Raw genomic sequence first — 20,652 nt, 5'->3', positions numbered from 1 at the left:
CGCAACTGTAGGCAGTAGGTACGTTGGGGGGCATGAGCGATCCCACCGCACTGCCGAACTTCACCCCCAGCACCGGCGGCCCCGCCCAGGGCGGCGACGACGCCCCCGCCGAGGCCCCCCTTCGCGACCGTGTCAACGAGGCCCTCACCGAGCTCGGTGTCGAGTCCCGCATCGACGACGACGGTGACGTCGCCTTCGCCTTCGAGGACCAGCAGCTCTTCGTGCGCTGCGCCGACGACGAGTCCAACGTCCTGCGCGTCTTCGGCCAGTGGTCCCTCGAGGACCCGGTGCCCGCCGACGAGCTCGAGCGCCTCAAGATCAGCAACGACGTCAACGTCGCCTTCAACCTCGTCAAGGCCGCTGTCGCCAACGACACCCTCCTCGTGACGAGCGAGCACATCCTGCCCCGCGGCGCCGACGTGCGCGGGCTGCTCGGCATCGCCGTGCCCCTCGTCATCCAGGGCGTGCAGCTGTGGCACCAGCGCGCGACCGGCCAGGTCCCCGGCATGCAGCCGGGCGAGGGCGAGCCGGGCGCCGACGCCGCGGCCCCCGCCCCGGGCGAGGGCGAGCTGCCCCGGTGAGCGACTTCGTCACCCTCGAGGTCGAGGGCGGCATCGGGGTCATCCGGATCGACCGCCCGAAGATGAACCCGCTCAACGCCCAGGTGCAGCGCGAGCTCGTCGCCGCGGCCGAGGAGGCGACAGAGCGCTCCGACGTGCGCGCCGTCATCCTCTACGGCGGGGAGCGGGTCTTCGCCGCCGGCGCCGACATCAAGGAGATGCAGACGATGTCCTACACGGACATGGTCGACCACTCCCAGGCGCTGCAGGACTTCACCCGCAAGCTCGCTGGCATCCCCAAGCCGACCGTCGCCGCGATCGCCGGCTTCGCGCTCGGCGCGGGCTACGAGGTCGCGCTGTGCGCGGACTTCCGGGTGGCGAAGGTCGGGACGAAGGTCGGCCAGCCCGAGATCCTCCTCGGGGTCATCCCCGGGGCCGGGGGCACCCAGCGTCTCGCCCGCCTCGTCGGGCCGGCCAAGGCCAAGGACCTCGTCTTCTCGGGCCGCTTCGTCGACGCCGAAGAGGCGCTGGCGATGGGCCTCGTCGACCGGGTCGTCGAGGGCGACGTGCTCGAGGCGGCCAAGGAGATGGTGGCGCCCTACGTCACCGGCCCGGCGTACGCCCTGCGCGCCGCGAAGCAGGCCATCGACGCCGGTCTCGAGGTCGACCTGCAGACCGGGCTGGAGATCGAGCGGATGCTCTTCGCCGGGCTCTTCGCGACGAAGGACCGCACGACCGGCATGCGCTCCTTCGTCGAGGACGGCCCGGGCAAGGCGACCTTCGAGGGCGCCTGATGCAGCAGCCGGCGAGCGCGCAGGACGTGGAGCGCGCCTGGGAGGACAACACCCTCGCCCAGGTGCTCTACCACGACTGGGAGGCGCAGACCTACGACGAGAAGTGGTCGATCAGCTTCGACGAGCGGTGCACCGCCGTCGTGCGCGACCGCTTCGAGCGGGTCGTGCGTGGCCGGCGGCTGCCGGGCGAGGAGGTGCCCTACGGGCGCGCTCTCGAGCTCGGCGCCGGCACCGGCTTCTTCTCCTTGAACCTCGTGCTCGCCGGCCTCCTGCGGGAGGTCCACGTCACCGACCTCTCGCCCGGCATGGTCGAGGTGGCGCAGGAGAACGCGCGCCGGCTCGGTCTCGAGGCGCATGGCCGGGTGGCCGACGCCGGCTCGCTGCCCTACGACGACGACAGCTTCGACCTCGTCGTCGGTCACGCCGTGCTCCACCACATCCCCGACGTCGAGGCGACGCTGCGCGAGGTGCTGCGCGTGCTGCGCCCCGGCGGGCGCTTCGTCATCGCGGGGGAGCCGACCCGGATCGGCCACCGGTACGCCCGCGCGCTCGGTCGGGCGACGTGGGAGGTCGCGACCCGGGTCGCCGCGCTGCCGCCGCTGCGCGCCCGCTGGGCCCGACCGCAGGCCGAGCTCGACGAGTCCTCGCGCGCGGCCGCCCTCGAGGCGGTCGTCGACCTGCACACCTTCGACCCCGACGAGCTCGCCGAGACCGCCCGCCGGGCCGGGGCGGAGCACGTGGGCACCGCGACCGAGGAGCTCGCCTCGGCCGTCTTCGGCTGGCCCGTGCGGACCTTCGAGTGCGCGGTGCGCGAGGACGCGCTCGGGCTGCGCTGGGCGATCTTCGCCTACCGCGGCTGGCAGCGCCTCATGCGCGTCGACGACGTGCTCGCGCGGGTCGTGCCGCAGCGCTTCTTCTACAACGTCGGCGTCACCGGCGTGAAGCCGCGGTGAGCCTCGTCGCGCGGCTGCGCCGCCCGCCCCTCGCGGCGGGGGAGCACTGGGGCGCCGCGCGCTGGGTCGCCTGGGTCGTGAGCAACCGCGCGTGGACCCACCACCACCTCCTGGGATACCTGCGGATGATCCGCGCCCGCGCGGCCAACCCCGGTCTCGTCTTCGAGGGCCCGTGCTTCATCGGCCCGGACGTGCGCTTCGAGGTCCGGCCCGGCTTCGGACGGCTCGTCGTCGGCCCCTTCGTCCACATCGGGCCCCACTCCCGCCTGCGCGCCCACGAGGGCACCCTGCGCATCGGCGCGAAGACGGTCATCGGCACCCGCAACACCATCAACACCTGGCTCGACATCGAGATCGGCAGCTCGTGCCTCTTCGCCGACGACGTCTACGTCTGCGACTTCGACCACCGCACCGACTCGCTCGAGATCCCGATCAAGGACCAGGGCATCGTCAAGTCGCCCGTGCGCATCGGTGACGACGTGTGGGTCGCGACGAAGTGCGTCGTCCTGCGCGGCACCGACGTCGGCGACCAGAGCGTCCTCGCGGCCGGCACGATCGCCCGCGCGAGCTATCCCGCCCGCTCGGTCGTCGTCGGCGTCCCCGGACGTGTCGTGCGCACCCGGGGCGAGGACCCGGCCGCGCCGACGACGGGGTGAGCCGCCCCCTTCGTGCGTGGACGTGTGGTGAGGGTCATGGCGCCTCGATGGCCGCGTGGCGCGGGCAGAGGGATACCGTCGGGGGGAGTCGGCCTGCACCCGACCCGGGGCACACCCAGGGGCGAGGCGGGGCCGGCGGACACCAGACCCACACGAGGAAGAGGACGAGCCAGCGATGAACATCGTCGTCTGCGTCAAGTACGTGCCGGACGCACAGTCCGACCGCACGTTCACCGAGGACCACACCACCGATCGTGACGGTGTCGACGGGCTCCTCTCCGAGCTCGACGAGTACGCCGTCGAGGAGGCCCTGAAGATCGTCGAGGCCACCGGCGAGGGCGAGATCACCGTCCTCACCATCGGCCCCGAGGCGGCCGCCGACGCCGTGAAGAAGTCGCTGCAGATGGGTGTCGACAAGGGCGTGCACGTCCTCGACGACGCGATCGCCGGCTCGGACGCTCCCGCGACCTCGCTCGTGCTCGCCGAGGCGATCACCAAGCTCGGCACCCCCGACCTCGTGCTCACCGGCATGGCGTCGACGGACGGCACGATGTCGGTCGTCCCGGCGATGCTCGCCGAGCGTCTCGGCCTGCCGCAGGTCACCTACGCCTCCGAGCTCACCGTCTCCGAGGGCACCGTGACGATCCGCCGCGACGGCGACACCGCGAGCGAGACCATCGAGTCCTCGCTGCCGGCGCTCGTCTCGGTCACCGACCAGATCAACGAGCCGCGCTACCCCTCCTTCAAGGGGATCATGGCGGCCAAGAAGAAGCCGGTCGAGACGTGGAGCCTCGCCGACCTCGGCGTCGACGCCGGTCAGGTCGGCCAGGCCAACGCGTGGACCGAGGTCCTCGAGACCACGAAGCGTCCCCCGCGCGAGCAGGGCGAGATCGTCACCGACGAGGGCGAGGGCGGCAGCAAGCTGGCCGACTTCCTCGCCGCGCAGAAGTTCGTCTGAGCCGCGCCCAGGACCAGGAGGAAAGACACAACCATGGCTGAAGTACTCGTGCTCGTCGACCACGCCCAGGGCGTGGTGAAGAAGCCCGCCGCCGAGATGCTGACGATCGCCCGCCGCCTCGGCGAGCCGACCGCCGTCTTCATCGGCCCCGGCGCCGAGACCGCGAAGGACCTGCTCGCCCGCTACGGCGCGGAGAAGATCATCTCCGTCTCCGACCCCGCCGTCGGGGAGTACCTCGTGGCCCCCCAGGCCGAGGTGCTCGCCCAGATCGTCGAGGCCAGCAAGCCCGTCGCCGTGCTCATCCCGAGCAACGCCGCCGGCAAGGAGGTCGCCGCGCGTCTGGCCGTCAAGACCGGCTCCGGTCTCATCACCGACGCCGTCGACGTCCAGGCCGGCGAGAGCGGCCCCGTCACGACGCAGTCCGTCTTCGCGGGCAGCTACAGCGTGAAGTCCCGGGTCACCCAGGGCGCCGCGATCATCACCGTCAAGCCCAACTCCGCCACCCCGGAGCAGGCCGCCGGCGCCGGCGCCTTCGAGGAGCTCACCCCGCAGATCTCCGACGCCGCCAAGGCCGCGAAGATCACCGCGTCCGAGCCGAAGAAGGCCTCCGGTCGTCCCGAGCTCACCGAGGCGGCCATCGTCGTCTCCGGTGGCCGTGGCACCGGCGGTGACTTCGCCCCGGTCGAGGCCTTCGCCGACAGCCTCGGCGCCGCGGTCGGCGCCTCGCGCGCCGCGGTCGACGCCGGCTGGTACCCCCACACCAGCCAAGTCGGTCAGACCGGCAAGCAGGTCAGCCCGCAGCTGTACGTCGCGGCCGGCATCTCCGGTGCCATCCAGCACCGCGCCGGCATGCAGACGAGCAAGACGATCGTCGCCGTCAACAAGGACGAGGAGGCGCCGATCTTCGAGCTCGTCGACTTCGGCGTCGTCGGCGACCTCTTCCAGGTGCTCCCGCAGGCCACCGAGGCGGTCAAGGGCAAGAAGGGCTGACACCCCCTTCGCCCGCACGCGCAGCTCGCCCCCCGGCCGACCGGCCGGGGGGCGACGTGCGTCACGGCGCGTTATCGAAATGTGACTTCGCGCCCGGGTCTCGCTACTGTGGTGGTACCCCGGCTCGCCAGAGCCGGGTCTGCTCTGCCCCCGAAGCGAAGGTCTGCCCCCTGTGACCCAGCCTCCCAAGCACGCGGCGCGTCACGGTGCCCCTGCCCGGCGCTCCCTCTCGCGCACGCTGCCCCGCGGCGCGGCCCTGAAGTCCGCCGCCTGCGTCGGTCTCGTCGTCGGCGCCTCCGCCCTCGTCGCCGCGCCGACCGCGACCGGTGCGGCCTCCGCCGAGCCCACCCCCGACGCCTCCGCGTCCTCGCGGGCCAGCTCGATGCTCGAGGGCCGCGGTGACGACGCCGCGCAGCGCAGCACCGCTCGCGTCGCCCTCGCCGTCCCGACCGACCTGCCCGCCCCCGTGCTGCAGAGCGCGATGTCGGCCGGCGACCTCGACGTGGGTGCGGTGAAGAAGCCCGAGCCCAAGCCGGTCCCGAAGCCGGAGCCCCAGCCCGTGGTCGAGCAGGAGACCCCGGAGCCGGTCGAGCAGACCGAGGAGGCTCAGCCCGATCCGCAGGAGCAGGAGGCTCCCGAGCCCGAGGCGACGCCCGAGGAGACGACTGAGGCCCCCGCGCCCGCCGGTGGCCTCGACACGACGAGCTACCTCGCGCAGGCCCAGGCCGTCGGCCTCGGCCCGAACGCCCAGGCGGTCTACTCCGCGGTCCGCTCGCAGTACCCCCACCTGACGAACATCGGCGGCTACCGCGCCGGCGACCCCGGCGACCACGGCACCGGCAACGCCGTCGACGTCATGTGCGGCTCGGCCGACGGCGACGCCGTCGCGGCCTTCGTGCAGCAGCACGCGAGCGAGCTCAACGTGAAGTACGTCATCTGGAAGCAGCGGATCTGGATGCCCGGCGGCTCGTGGAAGCCGATGGAGGACCGGGGCGACCCGACCCAGAACCACTTCGACCACGTGCACATCTCGGTGGGCTGACCCAGCCCCCGCACGACCCCGGGCGGGACCACCCGCCCGGGGTCTCGCACGTCCGGCAGGGCATGATCCTCCTCGAACCGTCCCCACCCCACAGGAGCACCACACATGGACTGGCTGCAGGCGATCGTCCTCGGCGTCGTGCAGGGGCTCACCGAGTTCCTGCCCATCAGCTCGAGCGCGCACCAGTCGATCGTCGGGCGCTTCTTCGGCGAGGACCCGGGCTCGGCCTTCACGGCGATCACCCAGCTCGGCACGGAGGCGGCGGTCCTCGTCTACTTCCGCAAGGACATCGCCGGGATCATCCGGTCGTGGTGCCTCGCCGTCGCGGGCAAGCTCCCGCACAGCGACCCGCAGGCGCGCCTGGGGTGGATGGTCATCCTCGGCTCGATCCCCATCGGCCTGCTCGGCATCGCGCTCAAGGACGTCATCACCGGTCCGGCGCGCAACCTGTGGATCACCGCGACGATGCTGCTCGTCTTCGCGCTCGTCATCGACGTCGCCGACCGCCGGGCGAAGCAGGACCGCCAGCTCGAGCAGCTGACCGTCCGGCACGGCCTGTACTACGGCCTGTGGCAGGCGCTGGCGCTCGTCCCGGGCGTCTCGCGCTCGGGCGGCACGATCGCCGGTGGTCTCTTCATGGGCTACACCCGTGAGGCCGCCGCCCGCTACTCCTTCCTCCTCGCGATCCCCGCGGTGCTGCTCTCGGGCTTCCAGCAGCTCTTCGACATCGCGGACGAGCCGGTCGAGCCGGCGTGGGGCCCGATCGCCGTCGCGACGGTCATCTCCTTCGTCATCGGCTACGCGGTCATCGCCTGGCTGCTGCGCTACATCTCCACCCACACCTTCCGCCCCTTCGTCATCTACCGGATCGGGCTCGCCCTCGTCCTCTTCGTCCTCCTGGGCACCGGCGTCATCGCCGCCTGACCGAGGGCGAAGGGGGATCCGCCCCGGCGGGACGGGCGGGCCGTCCCCACAGGTGGGCGGCCTAGACTCGACGGCGATGAGCACCTACCTCGACCACGCGGCGACCACCCCGATCCGCCCGGTCGCCCGGGACGCCGTCCTCGCGCAGATGGCTCGCGTCGGCAACCCCTCGAGCCTGCACTCCGCCGGCCGCGCGGCCCGGCGCGTCCTCGAGGAGTCGCGCGAGGCGGTCGCCGACGCCCTCGGTGCCCGTCCGTCCGAGGTGATCTTCACCTCCGGCGGCACCGAGTCCGACAACATCGCCCTGCTCGGCTCCTACCTCGCCGCGCGCCAGGCCGACCCCGCCCGCGACCGCGTCGTGCTGTCCGGGATGGAGCACCACGCGGTGCTCGACGCGGCGACCCACCTCGCCGACACCTCCGGGGCGCGGCTGGCCTTCGTCGAGCCGGGGGAGTGCGGCACGATCGAGGTCGACGCCGTGCGCGCCGCCGTCGAGGAGGACCCGGCCTCTGTCGCCGTCGTCAGCGTCATGTGGGCCAACAACGAGGTCGGCACGGTCCAGGACGTCGCCGCGATGGCCCGGCTGTGCCACGAGCACGCCATCCCCTTCCACACCGACGCGGTGCAGGTCGCGGGCCACCTGCCCGTCGACTTCGCCGCGGTCGAGGCGGACACGCTCGCCGTGAGCGGGCACAAGTTCGGCGGGCCGACCGGGGTGGGTGTGCTGCTCGCCCGGCGCGACGCCCGGCTCGTCCCGACGAGCCACGGCGGGGGCCAGGAGCGCTCGCTGCGCAGCGGCACGGTCGCCGTCGCGGGCATCGCCGGCCTCGCCGCCGCCCTCACCGAGGCGGTCGGCGAGATCGAGACCGAGGCCGCCCGGGTCGCCGCGCTGCGCGACCGCTTCCTCACCCGCGCCCGCGAGATCGACCCGAGCATCCGCGTCTCCGGCTGCTGGGAGGTCGGCGACATCACCCGTCGTCTGCCCGGCAACGCCCACATCACCATCCCCGGCTGCGACGGCGACTCGTTGCTGTACCTGCTCGACGCCGCCGGCGTCGAGGTCTCGACCGGCTCGGCCTGCCAGGCCGGCGTGCCGCAGCCCAGCCACGTGCTGCTCGCCATGGGCCGCAGCGAGGAGGAGACCCGCGGCTCGCTGCGCGTCTCGCTCGGGTGGACCTCGACCGAGGCCGACGTCGACGCCGCGCTCTCCGCGCTGCCCGACGCCGTCGACCGTGCCCGCCGCGCCAGCGGCGCTGCCTGATCGCCATGCGTGTCGTCGCCGCCATGAGCGGTGGGGTGGACTCCGCCGTCGCCGCCGCCCGGATGCTCGACGAGGGCCACGACGTCGTCGGCGTCCACCTCGCGCTGTCGCGCAGCGCCGCGACGCTGCGCGAGGGCGCGCGCGGGTGCTGCACGATCGAGGACTCCGGCGACGCCCGCCGGGTGGCTGACCGGCTCGGCATCCCCTTCTACGTGTGGGACATGGCCGGGGCCTTCCAGCGCGACGTCATGGACGACTTCGTCGCCGAGTACGAGGCCGGGCGCACGCCCAACCCCTGCCTGCGGTGCAACGAGAAGATCAAGTTCGCCGCGCTCCTCGACAAGGCGCTCGCCCTCGGCTTCGACGCCGTCGCGACGGGGCACTACGCGCAGGTCGAGCAGGGTCAAGCAGGCCGCGAGCTGCACCGCGCCGTCGACCCGGCCAAGGACCAGAGCTACGTCCTCGGGGTCCTCGACGCCGAGCAGCTGGCCCGCTCCTTCTTCCCGCTCGGGCGCTCGACGAAGCCGCAGGTGCGCGAGGAGGCGCAAGAGCGAGGCTTCTCCGTCGCCCGCAAGCCCGACAGCCACGACATCTGCTTCATCAGCGACGGCGACACCCGCGGCTGGCTCGCGGGCCGGCTCGGGGAGCGGCCCGGCGAGGTCGTCGACGAGCGCTCGGGCGAGGTCGTCGGCGCCCACACGGGCGCCTACGGCTTCACCGTCGGTCAGCGACGGGGGCTCGGCCTCGAGCGCAGCAGCCTCGACGGCGAGCCGCGCTTCGTCACCCGGGTCGACGCCTCGAGCAACCGCGTCTTCATCGGCACCTCCGACCTGCTCGGCGTGCGCCAGGTCGTCGGCACCCAGCCGCGCTGGTGCGGTCCCGCGCCGACCGGCGAGGTGCGAGTCGGTGCGCAGCTGCGCGCCCACGGAGAGGAGATCCCGGCCCGCGCCCGCCTCGAGGGCGGAGACGGCTCCGGCCCTCGCCTTGAGGACGGAGACGGCTCTGGCCCTCGCCTCGTCGTGGACCTCGACGAGGCCGTGCGCGGCATCGCGCCGGGCCAGTCGGTCGTGCTCTACGAGGGCACTCGTGTCGTCGGCTCGGCGACCATCGCGTCCACCGCCCGCTGACCGCGCACACCCCCTCCGGGACCGCCGCCGCGTCATCACCGCGTGCGTCCTTCTACGTGCGCCGGTGGAAGTGGATCGTCGCGGTGTCGTCGGGTGCGCGGTGGGTGGTGTGCTGCCAGTCGGGTCCGTCGATCATGCGGTGGTGGTAGCCGCACAGGGGGATGGCGTTGAGCAGGTCGGTCTGGCCGCCGTCTCGCCAGGCGAAGAGGTGGTGGATCTCGGTCCACGCGAAGGGGCGTTCGCACCCGTGGGCGGCGCAGGTGTCGTAGCGCAGGGACAGGGCGAGGGCTTGGGCTTCGGTGAAGAGGCGCTTCTGGCGGGCGAGGTCGAGAGGTTGTGAGGGTCCGCCGAGGACGACGGGGATGATCCCGGCGGCGCAGGCCATGCGGCGGATGGTGCCGGCGTCGAGGTGGTCGCCGGCGTCGGTGCTCCCGGCTCGGTGGAGCTGGCCGGTGAGGTCGTCGAGTCGGGTGGTGACCAGGAGGGTGGCGGCGACCTTGCGGGAGAGGTGGTCGGTGGGGATGCGGGTGAGGAGGTCGGCGAAGGCCAGGCCGCGGCGGTGCTGCCAGTCGAGCTCGTCGACGCGGGTGTCGCCGGTGAGGCGGGCGAGGTCGCTGGGCTCGGTGATCACGGTGTCCGAGCCGGGCTGGGTGCGGCGTCGGGGTGCGGTCATCGCGTCGATGACCTTGCCAAGGATGGCACCGGCGGCCCAGGGGACGGTGAAGTGCCCGGTCATGGTGCCGTCGTGGTTGTCGCGGATCCAGAAGGCCGACTCGTCGCGGGCGTGCGCCTCTTGCGCGGCAAGGATTTCGTCCTCGTGGGCGTCGACGACGTCCTCGTCGGGTTCGACGGCTTCGAGGACGCGGCGTGCGGCGATCCGTAGCTTGGCCGGTGCCCGGTTGACCGCGAGGAGGAGGAGCTCGGCCTCACAGGTGTGGCGCTGCTCCTGGGTGAGCCCTTCGGGCAGGTCTGCCATCGCGGTGGTGATGACGCGGGCGTGGTCGGCGCTGATCCGCCCGTCGTCGAGGGCAGCGGCGGTCTGCGCGAGCTCAGCCTGCGGCTGTGCGGGTGCCGTGGTGGTGGCGTCGGCGCCGACAAGGGTCAGGGTGGGGGAGTCGCACCCGGGGTCGGGCTCTATGGTACTGGGTGCGGTGAGCGCGGTGGCGAGTCGGACGTCGCGTGAGGCGGGACGACGGTCGCTGTTGGTGCTCTGGGCGACCCAGGCTCCGGTGTCGGTGTGCCCGGTGCGCTCGGCGACCCGCATGGTGTCGGCGCGGGCGACGAGGCGTAGCCGGGCGGCTTCGACGCGTCGGGCCAGGCGTTCGACCTCGACGAGATCAGCACGCAGCGCCCGCCCGGCGGTCCGCTGATCGGCGGCGATCGCCTCTTGCAGGCTGTCGATGACGGCGTGGGCCTGGTCGAGCAGGGCTGGCACGCGGCTCTGGCCCGGGGTGCCCGGGTCCAGGAGCTGCGGCATCGTCGCCATGACCCCATGCTATCGAACAGGTGTTCGACAGGCCAGGTCTTTGTCGGTGAACGGTCAGCAAGGGTTTCGAGGCTCCGGGCCTGGCGGCCCTCGCGCCTCGACCGCCGATGGCGCGTCACCTCGACCTCCAGCTGTCGGGTGGCCTCGAGGCTCGGGCCTGGCGGCCCTCGCACCTCGACCACCGACGGCCCCGTGGTCTCGAGGCTCGGGCCTGGCAGCCCTCGCACCTCGACCACCAGTTGCGCCCCCCTCGACCATCAGCCCTCACAAGGCTGACGGGGGGTGGTGCCACGATGGCGGGGTGGACATGGACTTCGAGGCGGAGGTCGTCGAGTGGCGGGGGCCGGCGCCCTACGTCTTCGCGGTGATGCCGGCCGGGCAGGCGCAGGAGGTGGCCGACGTCGCGCGAGACCTCACCTACGGCTGGGGGTGCATCCCGGTGTCGGGCCGGGTGGGGGACACCGACTTCACCACCTCGCTCTTCCCCCGTGAGGGCGGCTACTACGTGCCCATCAAGGTCGCGGTCCAGCGCGCCGAGGGGGTGGGCGTCGGCGACACCGTGCGGCTGCGGCTCACCCTGGGAGCGACGCCGGTGCGATGATGCCCGGCGTGACCTCGACGAGCCCCGACCTGCCCATGACGACCCGGGTGAGCGGCGTCGGCAGCTGGCCGGGCGAGAGCCCCCGCGAGGCCGTCCGGACCGTGCACGACCTCCTCGGCGACGGCGTGCCCCACCTGCCCGAGCTCCCCGGCCGCGGGGTCGGGGCCGAGATGATCGGCCGCGCGGCATCGCTCCTCGAGGGCTTGCACGTCGAGACCCAGCCCTTCGGCTGGCGGCTCGTCGACCGCCCCGGCCGCGACGAGGGCCGGGCCGCGGCCTACCTGCGCCACGACCTCGACGAGCTCGCCGAGGCCTACGACGGCTGGCAGGGCCCGCTCAAGCTCCAGGTCAGCGGTCCGTGGACCCTCGCCGCCACCCTCGAGCTCACCCGTGGCGAGCGCGTCGTCAGCGACCACGGCGCGCGTCGCGACCTCACCGAGTCGCTCGCCGAGGGCCTGCGCACGCACGTCGCCGAGGTCGCCCGGCTCCTCCCCGGCGCCGACCTGGTCGTCCAGGTCGACGAGCCCGCGGTGCCCGCGGTGCTCGAGGGGCGGCTGCCGACGCAGTCCGGGTACGGGCGGCTGCGTGCCGTCGACCGCTCGGAGGTGCGCGACTCCCTTCGCGTCGTCCTCGACGCCGCCGGCGACCACCGCACCGTCGTCCACTGCTGCGCCGCAGAGGTCCCCGTCGCGCTCCTTCACGAGGCCGGTGCCGACGGGCTCTCGCTCGACACGACCCTCCTCGACGGCTCGCGCTGGGAGCAGCTCGCCGCGGCCGTCGAAGGGGGAGCGCACCTGTGGGCAGGAGCGGTGCGGGTCGGCGCCGACTGGCGCAGCGCCCACGACCGGCTCACCGGGGCCTGGGGGCGGATCGGTCTGACGACGGCGAGCCTCGCCGGCGTCGTCGTCACCCCGACGTGCGGTCTGGCCGGGGCCACCCCGACGTCCGCCGTCGCGACCCTGCGCACCGCGAAGGACCTCGCCGAGGCCCTGGCCGAGAGCGGCCGGTGACGCAGACCGGGTCCCCGGGGCGACCCCCCTTCGCCCGGCGCCTCTGGCGCACGTGGTGGCAGATGACCCGGTGGATGGTCGGGCTCTTCGTCGTCGTGGGGCTCGGGATGATGGTCTTCATGGGGGACTGGCGGCACCACGCGCTCGGTCTCACCGACCGGCGCGAGGTGACGGTCACCCACGTCACGGCGAACACCGACCGGTGCGCGAAGAACGACGTCGGTGACCGCGTGGACGTCAGGTGGACCGACGACGACGGCCGGACCCGCACGGGCTGGTGGGTCGCCTGCCGCGGGGACGGCCGCGTCGAGACCGGTGACCGGCGCGAGCTCTGGGTCGCACCCGGTCGCCGGGGCTACGACTACTCGACGTGGTCGCTGTGGACCCAGCTGCCCAAGGCCGCCCTCCTCGCGAGCTCGATCCTCACGGCCGTCGTCCTGTGGAACGAGCGACGCCGCCGGCGCTAGCCGAAGGGCATCCACCCGGGGAGCCCCGCGTCGCCCGCGTTGCTCAGGATCAGCAGCCCGACGATCGCGAGCACCCAGGCCACGGTCTCGCCGGACGTGCGCTCCATCCACGCGGCCACGCGCCGCAGCACCGGCTCGAGACGTCGCCCGAGCCCCAGCCGCAGACCGAGCAGGAGCAGCGCCGGGAGCACCATGACGACGCAGTACCCGGCGAGCACGAGCGCCCGCTCGGCCGCGCCGACGGGCGCGCTCGTGACGATCCCGATGCCGGCGAGGTAGGGGATCATCGACGCCGCCTCGATCGCGGCCGCGGCGACGGCCAGACCGACGAGGGCCCCCGTGCCGCCGCGCTGCCCGTCGACACCCATCGCCCGGTCGCGCCAGCGGTGCACCCGCCGGCTCGTCGTGCCGCCCCCGTCGCCGTTCTTCCTCGTCGGCATGAGGATGCCGGTCGCGAGCAGCAGCACGCCGACGGCCACCTGGACGCGGGTGCCGGTCGTCGTCGAGAGCCACTGCCCGAGGTCGCCGGCCACGGTGAGCAGCCCGGTCGCCAGCGCCACCCCGAGGACCCAGTAGAAGCCCGCGACCGTGCCGAGGAAGACGAGCACCCGGCCAGGGCGCACCCGGCCCGGCGCGAGCATGAACCACAGCGGGATGAGCAGGGTGCCGAAGCTCGTCGAGTCGACGAGGGCGAGCACGGCGAGGGTGAGCAGCTGGGGCAGGTCCATGGCAGCCACCGTGACCCGCGCGACGTGTCGCGCACATCGGCCGAAGGGGGAGCAGCCGCGGCCGCGGCGTCCGCCTTTCGGATGACGCCCGGTGCCGGGCCCCATGATTCGATGACGTCGTGACGACGCAGCGCAGGGCCGAGGCGATTGGTCTCGACCTGCGCGGCGCAGCGCTCATGGCGCTCCTCGGCACGGTCCTCGTCGCCATCGACCTCGTCGACATCTGGGGCCAGGGCACGCGCGGCCCGAGCGGGCGCTGGTGGCACCTCGTGCCCCTGATCCTGCTGTGCGCGGTCATGGTGTGGCGCAGGGTGCGGCCCCTCACCTGCCTCGCCCTGGGCGTCGTCGTCTTCGCCGTCGAGACGGCGTACGGCGGCAGCATCGGCTCGCTCCTCGTCATCATCGAGCTCGTCTACGCCGCCGGGCTGCACGGCCGGGGCCGCGCCGTCGTCTCCCTCGACTGGGCCATCGGCATCGGTGTCGCCGCGAGCGGCCTCGCGGTCTGGGCGCTCACCGGCGACCTGCAGGACGGCGTGCTCACCGCGCTCACCGTCTTCGCCGTCTTCGGCACGTCCTTCTGGTGGGGGCGCTCGAGCCGCCGCTCCCTCGACCTCCTCGCCGCGCAGCGCCGGCAGGCCCAGGACGAGGCACGGCTCGCCGAGCTGCGCGCCCGCGAGGAGCGCCGGGGCGAGCGCGAGCAGATGGCCCGCGACCTCCACGACGCGCTGTCCGGCAGCCTCGCGGCGATCACCATCCACGCCGAGGCCGGGCTGCACGACGAGAGGTCGCAGCGGCGCGCCCTCGAGGTCGTCCGCGCCACCTCGAAGGACGCGGTCCGCGAGCTCCAGTCGATGCTCGCCGTCCTGCGACCGGACGTGCCGATGACCGTCTCGCCCTCCCTGGCCGACCTCCCCGCGCTCGTCGAGCACTCCCGGTCGCGGGGCATCGAGGTCGCCCTGCACCTCGACCCCGACCCGCTGCCCGAGCTGCCCGCCCCCACCGGCCAGGCGCTCTACCGGGTGCTCCAGGAGGCCCTGCACAACGTCGCCCGCCATGCCGCCTCCCCGCGAGCCGAGGTCGCCGTCGCGGTGCAGGACGACCTCGTCCTCACCGTCGTCTCGCCGCTGCCCCCGGGGCCGGACCGCGCCGAGCCGGGCCTGGGCCTCGGGCTGCTCTCGATGCGCGAGCGCGTCGAGGCGCTCGGCGGCCACCTCGAGGCCGGCCCGTCCGGGGACTCGTGGCGCGTGCGCGCCGCCGTGCCCCTCCACCGTGTGAGCACCCACGAGACGAGCACCCATGAGGCGAGCGCCCACGAGACGAGCACCCGCACGCCGGGCACCCAGGAGAGCACCGCATGACGACCGTCCTCATCGCCGACGACCACGCGACCGTGCGCTCCGGGCTGCGCCTGCTCCTCGAGGCGCACGGGCTCGACGTCGTCGGCGAGGCGGGCGACGGCCGGGTCGCGGTCGAGCAGGCCCGCGCCCTGCGGCCCGACGTCACGCTCATGGACGTGCGGATGCCCGGTGTCGACGGCATCGCCGCGACCCGCGAGATCGTCGAGCAGTCGTTGTCTCGGGTGCTCGTGCTCACGAGCTTCGAGATCGACGAGCACGTGTCCGGCGCGCTGCGAGCGGGGGCCGACGGCTACCTGCTCAAGACGGTCGACGCCGGCCCGCTCGTCGACGCCGTCGAGCGCGTCGCGGCCGGCGAGGCGGTCCTCGCGCCCGAGGTCACCCGGCACGTCATCGCCGGCTTCGCGGCGGCTCCCGAACCCTCGCCGCCGGCCGAGGAGGTCGAGGGGGGCTCCCCCTTCGCCCTCACGCCCCGCGAGGTCGACGTGCTGCGTGCGCTCGCCCAGGGTCTGTCGAACGCCCAGATCTCCACCGCGCTGCACATCTCGGAGGCGACGACGAAGACCCACGTGTCGCGCGTCCTCGCCAAGCTGGGCTGCGCGTCACGGGTGCAGGCGGCGATCCTCGCCCGCGAGCGCGGTCTGGCCTAGACCGTCGCGCGGCTGCGCAGCCGGATGTCGGCGCAGGCCTCGCAGGTCTCCTCGGGGATGACGCCGAGGCGCATGAGGTGACCGAAGGCCCAGCACCCGGCGCAGAAGCCGGCGGCCGACTCGAGCAGCGCGAAGACCGTGAGCACGCCGAGCAGCACCGCGGCGGCGGTCGTCAGCCCCAGCCCCAGCGCGAGCACGGCGGCGGTCGTCGAGACCACCGCGCCGATGCCCTGGGCGAAGCGCTTGGGCGGCCCGGAGGTGAGGACCGGCTCGCCCAGGCGGGGTGCGGCGACCCGCATCGCGACCCAGCCGAGCGGGCTGAGCCGAGGCCCGGCGAGGACCCGGCCGAGGAAGCCCAGCGCGAGCGGCACCGTGATCCACCACCACCCGGTGACGAGGACGAGGGCGCTCGTCGCGGCGACGACCGCCGCGACGGTCCGGGCCGCCTTCTCGTTGACGGGGTTGGGGAAGACGAAGAAGCTCACCGACAGATCATAACGTCGGGTTATGGGAGCCATAAGCACGAAGGGGGTGGCCTGGGCCACCCCCTTCGTCACGTCACGACCACCGGGTCGCGACGCGGATCACTCCGCGGGCGCCTCGACCGAGCGGCGCAGGATCTTGCCAGTGGGCCCCTTCGGCAGCTCGTCGAGCTGCCAGATGCGGCGGGGGTACTTGTACGCGGCGATCCGCTCCTTGACGTAGGCCTGGACCTCCTCGAGCGTCGTCGTCGACTCCGGCGCGAGCGCGACGGCCGCGCCGATCTCCTCGCCCATGAGCTCGTCGGGCACGCCGACGACGGCGCACTCGACGACGTCCGGGTGCGAGTAGAGGACCTCCTCGACCTCGCGCGGGTAGACGTTCATCCCGCCGCGGATGATGAGGTCCTTCTTGCGGTCGACGATGGTGAAGTAGCCCTCGTCGTCGACCGTCGCGAGGTCACCGCTGCGGAGCCAGCCGTCGGGGATCGCCGTCGCGGTCTCCTCGGGCTTGCCCCAGTAGCCCTTCATGATGTTGTCGCCGCGGATCGCGATCTCGCCGACCCCGCCGCCCGGCGGCACGTCGTTGCCGTCGGCGTCGACGAGCTTCATCTCGCAGCCGGGGATGGCCCGCCCGATGGTGCCGGGCTTCGTCGGGGCGTCGGGCATGTTGAAGGACGCGACCGGCGAGGTCTCCGACAGGCCGTAGCCCTCGAGGATCTGGGTGTCGAAGGCCTCCTCGAAGCGGCGCATCGTGTCCTCGGGCAGCGCCGAGCCGCCCGAGACGCAGGTGCGCAGGCTCGAGGTGTCGGTCGTCTGCGCCGACGGGTGGCCCAGCATCGCCCCGTACATCGTCGGCACGCCCTCGAAGATCGTCACGCGGTCGCGCTGGACGACCTCGAGCGCCTTCGCCGGGTCGAAGCGGGGGATCAGGGTGAGCGTCGCGCCCGACCGCACGGCGGCGTTGAGCCCGCACGTGAGGCCGAAGACGTGGAAGAGCGGCAGGCAGCCCATGATGACGTCGTCGGAGGTCATCTCCATGATGTTCTCGGCGGAGCGCTGCGCGTTGAGGTCGAGGTTGCGGTGGGTGAGCTCGGCCCCCTTCGGGCGCCCGGTCGTGCCCGAGGTGTAGAGGATGACCGCCGTGTCCTGGGGGTCGCGCTCCGTCGGCTCGGCGATCGGGTCCGCGGGGGAGAGGTCCTCCTCCGAGGGGCCGAGCGGGCCGGAGCGGATGACACGGGTGCTCAGGTCCTGCGCGCCGCTCACCGCCTCGTCGACGAAGTCGCCCCAGACGAAGGCGAGCTTCGCGCCCGAGTCGGAGAAGAAGTACTCGATCTCGCCGGACTTGAGCAGCGGGTTCATCGGCACGACGGTGCCGCCGGCGAGGAGCGTGCCGTAGAAGAGCACGGGGAAGGCCGGCACGTTGGGGAGGATGAGCGCCACCCGGTCACCGGGCTCGACGCCGGCGGCCCGGATCGCCCCGGCGGCCTTCGCGGCGAGGCCGTGCAGCTGGCTCCACGTCAGCTCGGCGTCGTCGAGCCGGATGGCCACCTCGTCCGGGTGCTTCTGGGCGGTCGCGACGAGGTTGCTCGCCAGGTTCGTCATCGGTGACTCCTCGGTAGGTCGGCGGGAGCCCCCATGATCACCCGCCGAGCCCCTCAGCGGAAGAGCGGGTCCGGGGGTTGTCCGGCGAAGGGGGGTCCGCCGGTCAGGAGACCCGTGCGTCTCGAACCTCCACGGCGGGCACCCCGACGAGCGCGCCGATCGCCTCGGCGGCGGTGCGCGGGTCGGACGAGGTCATGAGGACGGCGACGGCGAGACGCTGGCGTCGCGGCATCTCGTGGCCGGTCCAGGGCGCCGGCTCGCGTGCGGGGAGAGCGGTCGGCCGGGCGAGGAGCAGCCCGACCTCGGGGTCGGGCCCCGCGCTCAGCGCGGGCCACCCCTTCGTCTCGCCGGGAGGGCCGACCTGCCCGTGTCGGACCTCGGCGACGTCCTCGACCGGGACCACGAGGGCGTCGGTGAGGAAGGCGGGTGAGGTGATGACGAGGTCGTCGCCCACCTTCTCGACGGTCGTGGGGTTCGTCCGGGCGCGCCACGCGGCGGCGAGGAGGTTGCCCGCGGGGGTGGCGAGCGCCGCGAAGACGGCCACCTGGACGAAGGCGCCGACGCCGGGCGAGCGGGTCGTGAGGAAGGCCCGCAGGATCATGACGACGCAGACGAGCAGCCAGAGGGCGGCGAGACCCCAGCGCAGGGCCGCCCGCCCGGTCTCCGGACGCCCGAGGTCGACCCGGGCGTCGTGCGTGCGGGGCGTCTCGTCCATGGCGACATCGTCGCACTGCCCGCGTCGCGCTGTCGGTGCGGTGCGGCAGGATTGGCGGGTGAGCGAGATCCCCGAGACCTCCGGCGACGCCGCCGCCGAGCACACCCCGGAGACCCCGGACCAGGTGCCCGACGCCCTGCGCGAGGAGTGGAGCGAGCTGGCCGACCAGGCGACGGCGGCGCAGTTCGCCTACCACGTGCGCGACGCGCCGACGATCAGCGACGGCGAGTACGACCGGCTCATCCGGCGGCTGCAGGAGATCGAGGAGGCGCACCCCTCGCTGCGCACCCCCGAGAGCCCGACGCAGCGTGTCGGCGGGGCGATCTTCTCCACCGACTTCACCGCCGTCGACCACCTCGAGCGCATGCTCAGCCTCGACAACGCCGTCAGCGCGCAGGAGATGCAGGAGTGGGCCGCCCGCGTCGAGCGCGAGGTCGGCTCGGACGTGCACTACCTGTGCGAGCTGAAGATCGACGGCCTGGCCGTGAACCTCCTCTACGAAGGGGGGCGCCTCACCCGGGCGCTCACCCGCGGCGACGGGCGCACCGGCGAGGACGTGACGATGAACGTGCGGACCATCGCCGACGTCCCCGAGCGCCTCGAGGGCGGCGACGCCCCGGTGCCCGACCTCGTCGAGATCCGCGGCGAGGTCTTCTTCCCGCTCGAGGGCTTCGCCGAGCTCAACGCCGGGCTCGTCGAGGCGGGCAAGGCCCCCTTCGCCAACCCGCGCAACTCCGCCGCCGGCTCGCTGCGGCAGAAGGACCCGCGGGTCACCGCGTCGCGGCCGCTGCACATGCTCGTCCACGGCACGGGCCGGCGCGAGGGCTTCGAGATCGACAGCCAGAGCCACGCGTACGAGCTCATGCAGGCGTGGGGCCTGCCGACCTCGACGCACTACCGGGTGCTCGGCTCGATGGACGAGGTCACCGACTTCATCGCCGAGGTCGAGCGGCGTCGGCACGACTACGAGCACGAGATCGACGGGGTCGTCGTCAAGGTCGACGAGATCGCGCTGCAGCGGCGGCTCGGCTCGACGTCGCGCGCGCCCCGCTGGGCCATCGCGTACAAGTACGCGCCCGAGGAGGTCAACACCCGCCTGCTCGACATCCAGGTCAACGTCGGCCGGACCGGGCGGGTCACCCCCTTCGGCGTCATGGAGCCGGTGACCGTCGCCGGGTCCACGGTCTCGATGGCCACCCTGCACAACGCGCACGAGGTGCGCCGCAAGGGCGTGCTCATCGGCGACACCGTCGTCCTGCGCAAGGCCGGCGACGTCATCCCCGAGATCCTCGGCCCGGTGGCCGAGCTGCGCGACGGCAGCGAGCGCGAGTTCGAGATGCCGACGCACTGCCCGTCCTGCGGCACGCGCCTCGCCCCGCAGAAGGAGGGCGACAAGGACATCCGCTGCCCCAACGCGCGGTCCTGCCCCAGCCAGCTGCGCGAGCGGCTCTTCAGCCTCGCCGGGCGCGGGGCGCTCGACATCGAGGCGCTCGGCTGGGAGGGCGCGATCAGCCTGCTCGACGCCGGGGTCCTCGCCGACGAGTCGACCCTCTTCGACCTCACCGACGAGGACGTCGCCCGGGTGCCGCTCTACACACGGGCGGCCAAGAAGTCCGACCCGCCCGAGGCGGTCGTCGACGGGCGCGTGCTGTCGGCCAACGGCGCGCGGCTCGCCGCCAACCTCGAGCAGGCCAAGCAGCAGCCGCTGTGGCGCGTGCTCGTCGCCCTGTCGATCCGCCACGTCGGTCCGACCGCGGCGCGCGCGCTCGCCCAGCACTTCGGGTCGATGAGCGCCATCCGCGAGGCCAGCGAGGAGCAGCTCGCGGCCGTCGACGGCGTCGGCCCGACGATCGCCGACTCGGTGCGTGAGTGGTTCGACGGGCCGGGTGCCTCGTGGCACGGCCAGATCGTCGACCGCTGGGCGGCGGCCGGGGTGCGGATGGAGGACGAGCGCGACGAGTCCACGCCGCGCACGCTCGAGGGCCTCACCGTCGTCGTCACCGGCTCGCTCGAGGGCTTCAGCCGCGACGAGACGAAGGAGGCGATCCTCTCCCGTGGGGGCAAGGCGTCGGGCTCGGTGAGCAAGAAGACCGACTGGGTCGTCGTCGGCGAGAACGCCGGGTCGAAGGCGACGAAGGCCGAGGACCTCGGGCTGCGCATCCTCGACGAGGAGCAGTTCCGCGAGCTGCTCGAGACGGGCACGGTCGCGGCCTTCGCCACCGAGGACAGCCGCGAGGACGAGGGCGAAGGAGACGTGGAGCAGGACGAGAGCTCGGCGGGGGAGCAGTGAG

At 73.4% G+C, this 20,652-nt stretch carries 21 protein-coding genes; 16 read left to right on the top strand and 5 right to left on the bottom strand.

Annotated features, from left to right (window positions below; genetic code table 11):
* Positions 1-32 precede the first annotated feature (32 nt).
* The 10 genes from ABIB53_RS02435 (at position 33) to mnmA (ending at position 9,265) form a co-directional block, all read left to right on the top strand.
* Positions 33-581, top strand: coding sequence for a T3SS (YopN, CesT) and YbjN peptide-binding chaperone 1 (locus ABIB53_RS02435; protein ID WP_068277741.1), 549 nt, complete (start codon positions 33-35; stop codon positions 579-581).
* Positions 578-1,354 (top strand): enoyl-CoA hydratase/isomerase family protein, encoded by a 777-nt coding sequence (locus ABIB53_RS02430; RefSeq protein WP_068277739.1) that lies wholly within the window; start codon positions 578-580, stop codon positions 1,352-1,354. Before ABIB53_RS02435 ends, ABIB53_RS02430 begins: the two co-directional genes overlap by 4 nt.
* On the top strand, positions 1,354-2,307 hold the full coding sequence (locus ABIB53_RS02425) for a class I SAM-dependent methyltransferase (protein WP_229299252.1): 954 nt from the start codon (positions 1,354-1,356) through the stop codon (positions 2,305-2,307). The genes ABIB53_RS02430 and ABIB53_RS02425 overlap by 1 nt, the downstream gene beginning before the upstream one ends.
* A complete protein-coding gene (locus ABIB53_RS02420) occupies positions 2,304-2,963 on the top strand; it encodes an acyltransferase (RefSeq protein ID WP_354586983.1) in 660 nt (219 codons plus the stop codon). The genes ABIB53_RS02425 and ABIB53_RS02420 overlap by 4 nt, the downstream gene beginning before the upstream one ends.
* Positions 2,964-3,138: 175 nt before the next feature.
* Positions 3,139-3,921: an electron transfer flavoprotein subunit beta/FixA family protein gene (locus ABIB53_RS02415; protein ID WP_068277733.1), complete on the top strand. Its 783-nt coding sequence runs from the start codon at positions 3,139-3,141 to the stop codon at positions 3,919-3,921.
* A gap of 33 nt (positions 3,922-3,954) precedes the next feature.
* The gene (locus tag ABIB53_RS02410; protein ID WP_191563216.1) at positions 3,955-4,911 is read left to right on the top strand and encodes an electron transfer flavoprotein subunit alpha/FixB family protein; all 957 of its coding nucleotides are present in this window, start codon (positions 3,955-3,957) and stop codon (positions 4,909-4,911) included.
* A gap of 172 nt (positions 4,912-5,083) precedes the next feature.
* A complete protein-coding gene (locus tag ABIB53_RS02405; RefSeq protein WP_354586981.1) occupies positions 5,084-5,953 on the top strand; it encodes a VldE C-terminal domain-containing protein in 870 nt (289 codons plus the stop codon).
* Between the two features lie 105 nt (positions 5,954-6,058).
* A complete protein-coding gene (locus ABIB53_RS02400; protein ID WP_123092013.1) occupies positions 6,059-6,877 on the top strand; it encodes an undecaprenyl-diphosphate phosphatase in 819 nt (272 codons plus the stop codon).
* Between the two features lie 76 nt (positions 6,878-6,953).
* The gene (locus tag ABIB53_RS02395; protein WP_354586980.1) at positions 6,954-8,138 is read left to right on the top strand and encodes a cysteine desulfurase family protein; all 1,185 of its coding nucleotides are present in this window, start codon (positions 6,954-6,956) and stop codon (positions 8,136-8,138) included.
* Between the two features lie 5 nt (positions 8,139-8,143).
* Positions 8,144-9,265, top strand: coding sequence for a tRNA 2-thiouridine(34) synthase MnmA (gene mnmA, locus ABIB53_RS02390; protein WP_354586979.1), 1,122 nt, complete (start codon positions 8,144-8,146; stop codon positions 9,263-9,265).
* A 52-nt stretch (positions 9,266-9,317) separates the two neighbouring features.
* Here the strand turns inward: mnmA and ABIB53_RS02385 are convergent, their stop codons facing one another.
* Positions 9,318-10,751, bottom strand: coding sequence for an HNH endonuclease signature motif containing protein (locus tag ABIB53_RS02385; protein WP_354586978.1), 1,434 nt, complete (start codon positions 10,749-10,751; stop codon positions 9,318-9,320).
* 307 nt (positions 10,752-11,058) lie between these two features.
* Here ABIB53_RS02385 and ABIB53_RS02380 point away from each other — a divergent pair, with 307 nt between their 5' ends.
* The 3 genes from ABIB53_RS02380 to ABIB53_RS02370 are packed head-to-tail and all read left to right on the top strand — an operon-like array spanning position 11,059 to position 12,829.
* Positions 11,059-11,352: a DUF1905 domain-containing protein gene (locus ABIB53_RS02380; RefSeq protein WP_354587356.1), complete on the top strand. Its 294-nt coding sequence runs from the start codon at positions 11,059-11,061 to the stop codon at positions 11,350-11,352.
* Positions 11,353-11,360: 8 nt separating this feature from the next.
* Positions 11,361-12,362, top strand: a complete 1,002-nt coding sequence (locus ABIB53_RS02375; protein ID WP_354586977.1) for a uroporphyrinogen decarboxylase/cobalamine-independent methonine synthase family protein — start codon at positions 11,361-11,363, stop codon at positions 12,360-12,362.
* Entirely contained in the window at positions 12,359-12,829 is a 471-nt protein-coding gene (locus tag ABIB53_RS02370) for a hypothetical protein (RefSeq protein WP_354586976.1), read from the top strand. Before ABIB53_RS02375 ends, ABIB53_RS02370 begins: the two co-directional genes overlap by 4 nt.
* On the opposite strand, the gene ABIB53_RS02365 is transcribed toward ABIB53_RS02370, so the two are convergent.
* Entirely contained in the window at positions 12,826-13,557 is a 732-nt protein-coding gene (locus ABIB53_RS02365; RefSeq protein WP_354586975.1) for a GAP family protein, read from the bottom strand. The genes ABIB53_RS02370 and ABIB53_RS02365 overlap by 4 nt on opposite strands.
* A 119-nt stretch (positions 13,558-13,676) precedes the next feature.
* On the opposite strand from ABIB53_RS02365, the gene ABIB53_RS02360 reads away from it, so the two are divergent.
* Positions 13,677-14,915 (top strand): sensor histidine kinase, encoded by a 1,239-nt coding sequence (locus ABIB53_RS02360; RefSeq protein ID WP_354586974.1) that lies wholly within the window; start codon positions 13,677-13,679, stop codon positions 14,913-14,915.
* A complete protein-coding gene (locus ABIB53_RS02355) occupies positions 14,912-15,562 on the top strand; it encodes a response regulator (protein ID WP_354586973.1) in 651 nt (216 codons plus the stop codon). Before ABIB53_RS02360 ends, ABIB53_RS02355 begins: the two co-directional genes overlap by 4 nt.
* Here ABIB53_RS02355 and ABIB53_RS02350 read toward each other — a convergent pair.
* From ABIB53_RS02350 to ABIB53_RS02340, 3 genes are all read right to left on the bottom strand, one after another.
* Positions 15,559-16,047, bottom strand: coding sequence for a DUF4395 domain-containing protein (locus ABIB53_RS02350; protein ID WP_354586971.1), 489 nt, complete (start codon positions 16,045-16,047; stop codon positions 15,559-15,561). The two genes, ABIB53_RS02355 and ABIB53_RS02350, sit on opposite strands and share 4 nt — an antisense overlap.
* A 99-nt stretch (positions 16,048-16,146) precedes the next feature.
* Positions 16,147-17,646 (bottom strand): long-chain-fatty-acid--CoA ligase, encoded by a 1,500-nt coding sequence (locus ABIB53_RS02345; protein WP_354586970.1) that lies wholly within the window; start codon positions 17,644-17,646, stop codon positions 16,147-16,149.
* A gap of 103 nt (positions 17,647-17,749) precedes the next feature.
* Positions 17,750-18,361 (bottom strand): hypothetical protein, encoded by a 612-nt coding sequence (locus ABIB53_RS02340; protein ID WP_354586969.1) that lies wholly within the window; start codon positions 18,359-18,361, stop codon positions 17,750-17,752.
* Between the two features lie 58 nt (positions 18,362-18,419).
* On the opposite strand from ABIB53_RS02340, the gene ligA reads away from it, so the two are divergent.
* Positions 18,420-20,651, top strand: coding sequence for an NAD-dependent DNA ligase LigA (ligA, locus tag ABIB53_RS02335; RefSeq protein ID WP_502914615.1), 2,232 nt, complete (start codon positions 18,420-18,422; stop codon positions 20,649-20,651).
* The last annotated feature ends 1 nt before the right edge of the window (position 20,652 follow it).

The sequence above is a fragment of the Janibacter sp. UYMM211 genome, assembly GCF_040547045.1.
In the GTDB taxonomy this organism is placed as follows: Bacteria; Actinomycetota; Actinomycetes; order Actinomycetales; family Dermatophilaceae; genus Marihabitans; species Marihabitans melonis.
The sequence above is the reverse complement of the archived record's forward strand: the minus strand, read 5'-3'. Positions and strand labels throughout refer to the sequence as shown.

What these genes read in the sequence shown, in the direction of transcription:
- ABIB53_RS02435 (WP_068277741.1), top strand. Translation starts at nt 33, where the DNA reads ATGAGCGATCCCACCGCACTGCCGAACTTCACCCCCAGCACCGGCGGC.
- ABIB53_RS02425 (WP_229299252.1), top strand. Translation starts at nt 1,354, where the DNA reads ATGCAGCAGCCGGCGAGCGCGCAGGACGTGGAGCGCGCCTGGGAGGAC.
- ABIB53_RS02415 (WP_068277733.1), top strand. Translation starts at nt 3,139, where the DNA reads ATGAACATCGTCGTCTGCGTCAAGTACGTGCCGGACGCACAGTCCGAC.
- ABIB53_RS02410 (WP_191563216.1), top strand. Translation starts at nt 3,955, where the DNA reads ATGGCTGAAGTACTCGTGCTCGTCGACCACGCCCAGGGCGTGGTGAAG.
- ABIB53_RS02400 (WP_123092013.1), top strand. Translation starts at nt 6,059, where the DNA reads ATGGACTGGCTGCAGGCGATCGTCCTCGGCGTCGTGCAGGGGCTCACC.
- ABIB53_RS02395 (WP_354586980.1), top strand. Translation starts at nt 6,954, where the DNA reads ATGAGCACCTACCTCGACCACGCGGCGACCACCCCGATCCGCCCGGTC.
- mnmA (WP_354586979.1), top strand. Translation starts at nt 8,144, where the DNA reads ATGCGTGTCGTCGCCGCCATGAGCGGTGGGGTGGACTCCGCCGTCGCC.
- ABIB53_RS02385 (WP_354586978.1), bottom strand. Translation starts at nt 10,751, where the DNA reads ATGGCGACGATGCCGCAGCTCCTGGACCCGGGCACCCCGGGCCAGAGC.
- ABIB53_RS02380 (WP_354587356.1), top strand. Translation starts at nt 11,059, where the DNA reads ATGGACTTCGAGGCGGAGGTCGTCGAGTGGCGGGGGCCGGCGCCCTAC.
- ABIB53_RS02365 (WP_354586975.1), bottom strand. Translation starts at nt 13,557, where the DNA reads ATGGACCTGCCCCAGCTGCTCACCCTCGCCGTGCTCGCCCTCGTCGAC.
- ABIB53_RS02355 (WP_354586973.1), top strand. Translation starts at nt 14,912, where the DNA reads ATGACGACCGTCCTCATCGCCGACGACCACGCGACCGTGCGCTCCGGG.
- ABIB53_RS02345 (WP_354586970.1), bottom strand. Translation starts at nt 17,646, where the DNA reads ATGACGAACCTGGCGAGCAACCTCGTCGCGACCGCCCAGAAGCACCCG.
- ABIB53_RS02340 (WP_354586969.1), bottom strand. Translation starts at nt 18,361, where the DNA reads ATGGACGAGACGCCCCGCACGCACGACGCCCGGGTCGACCTCGGGCGT.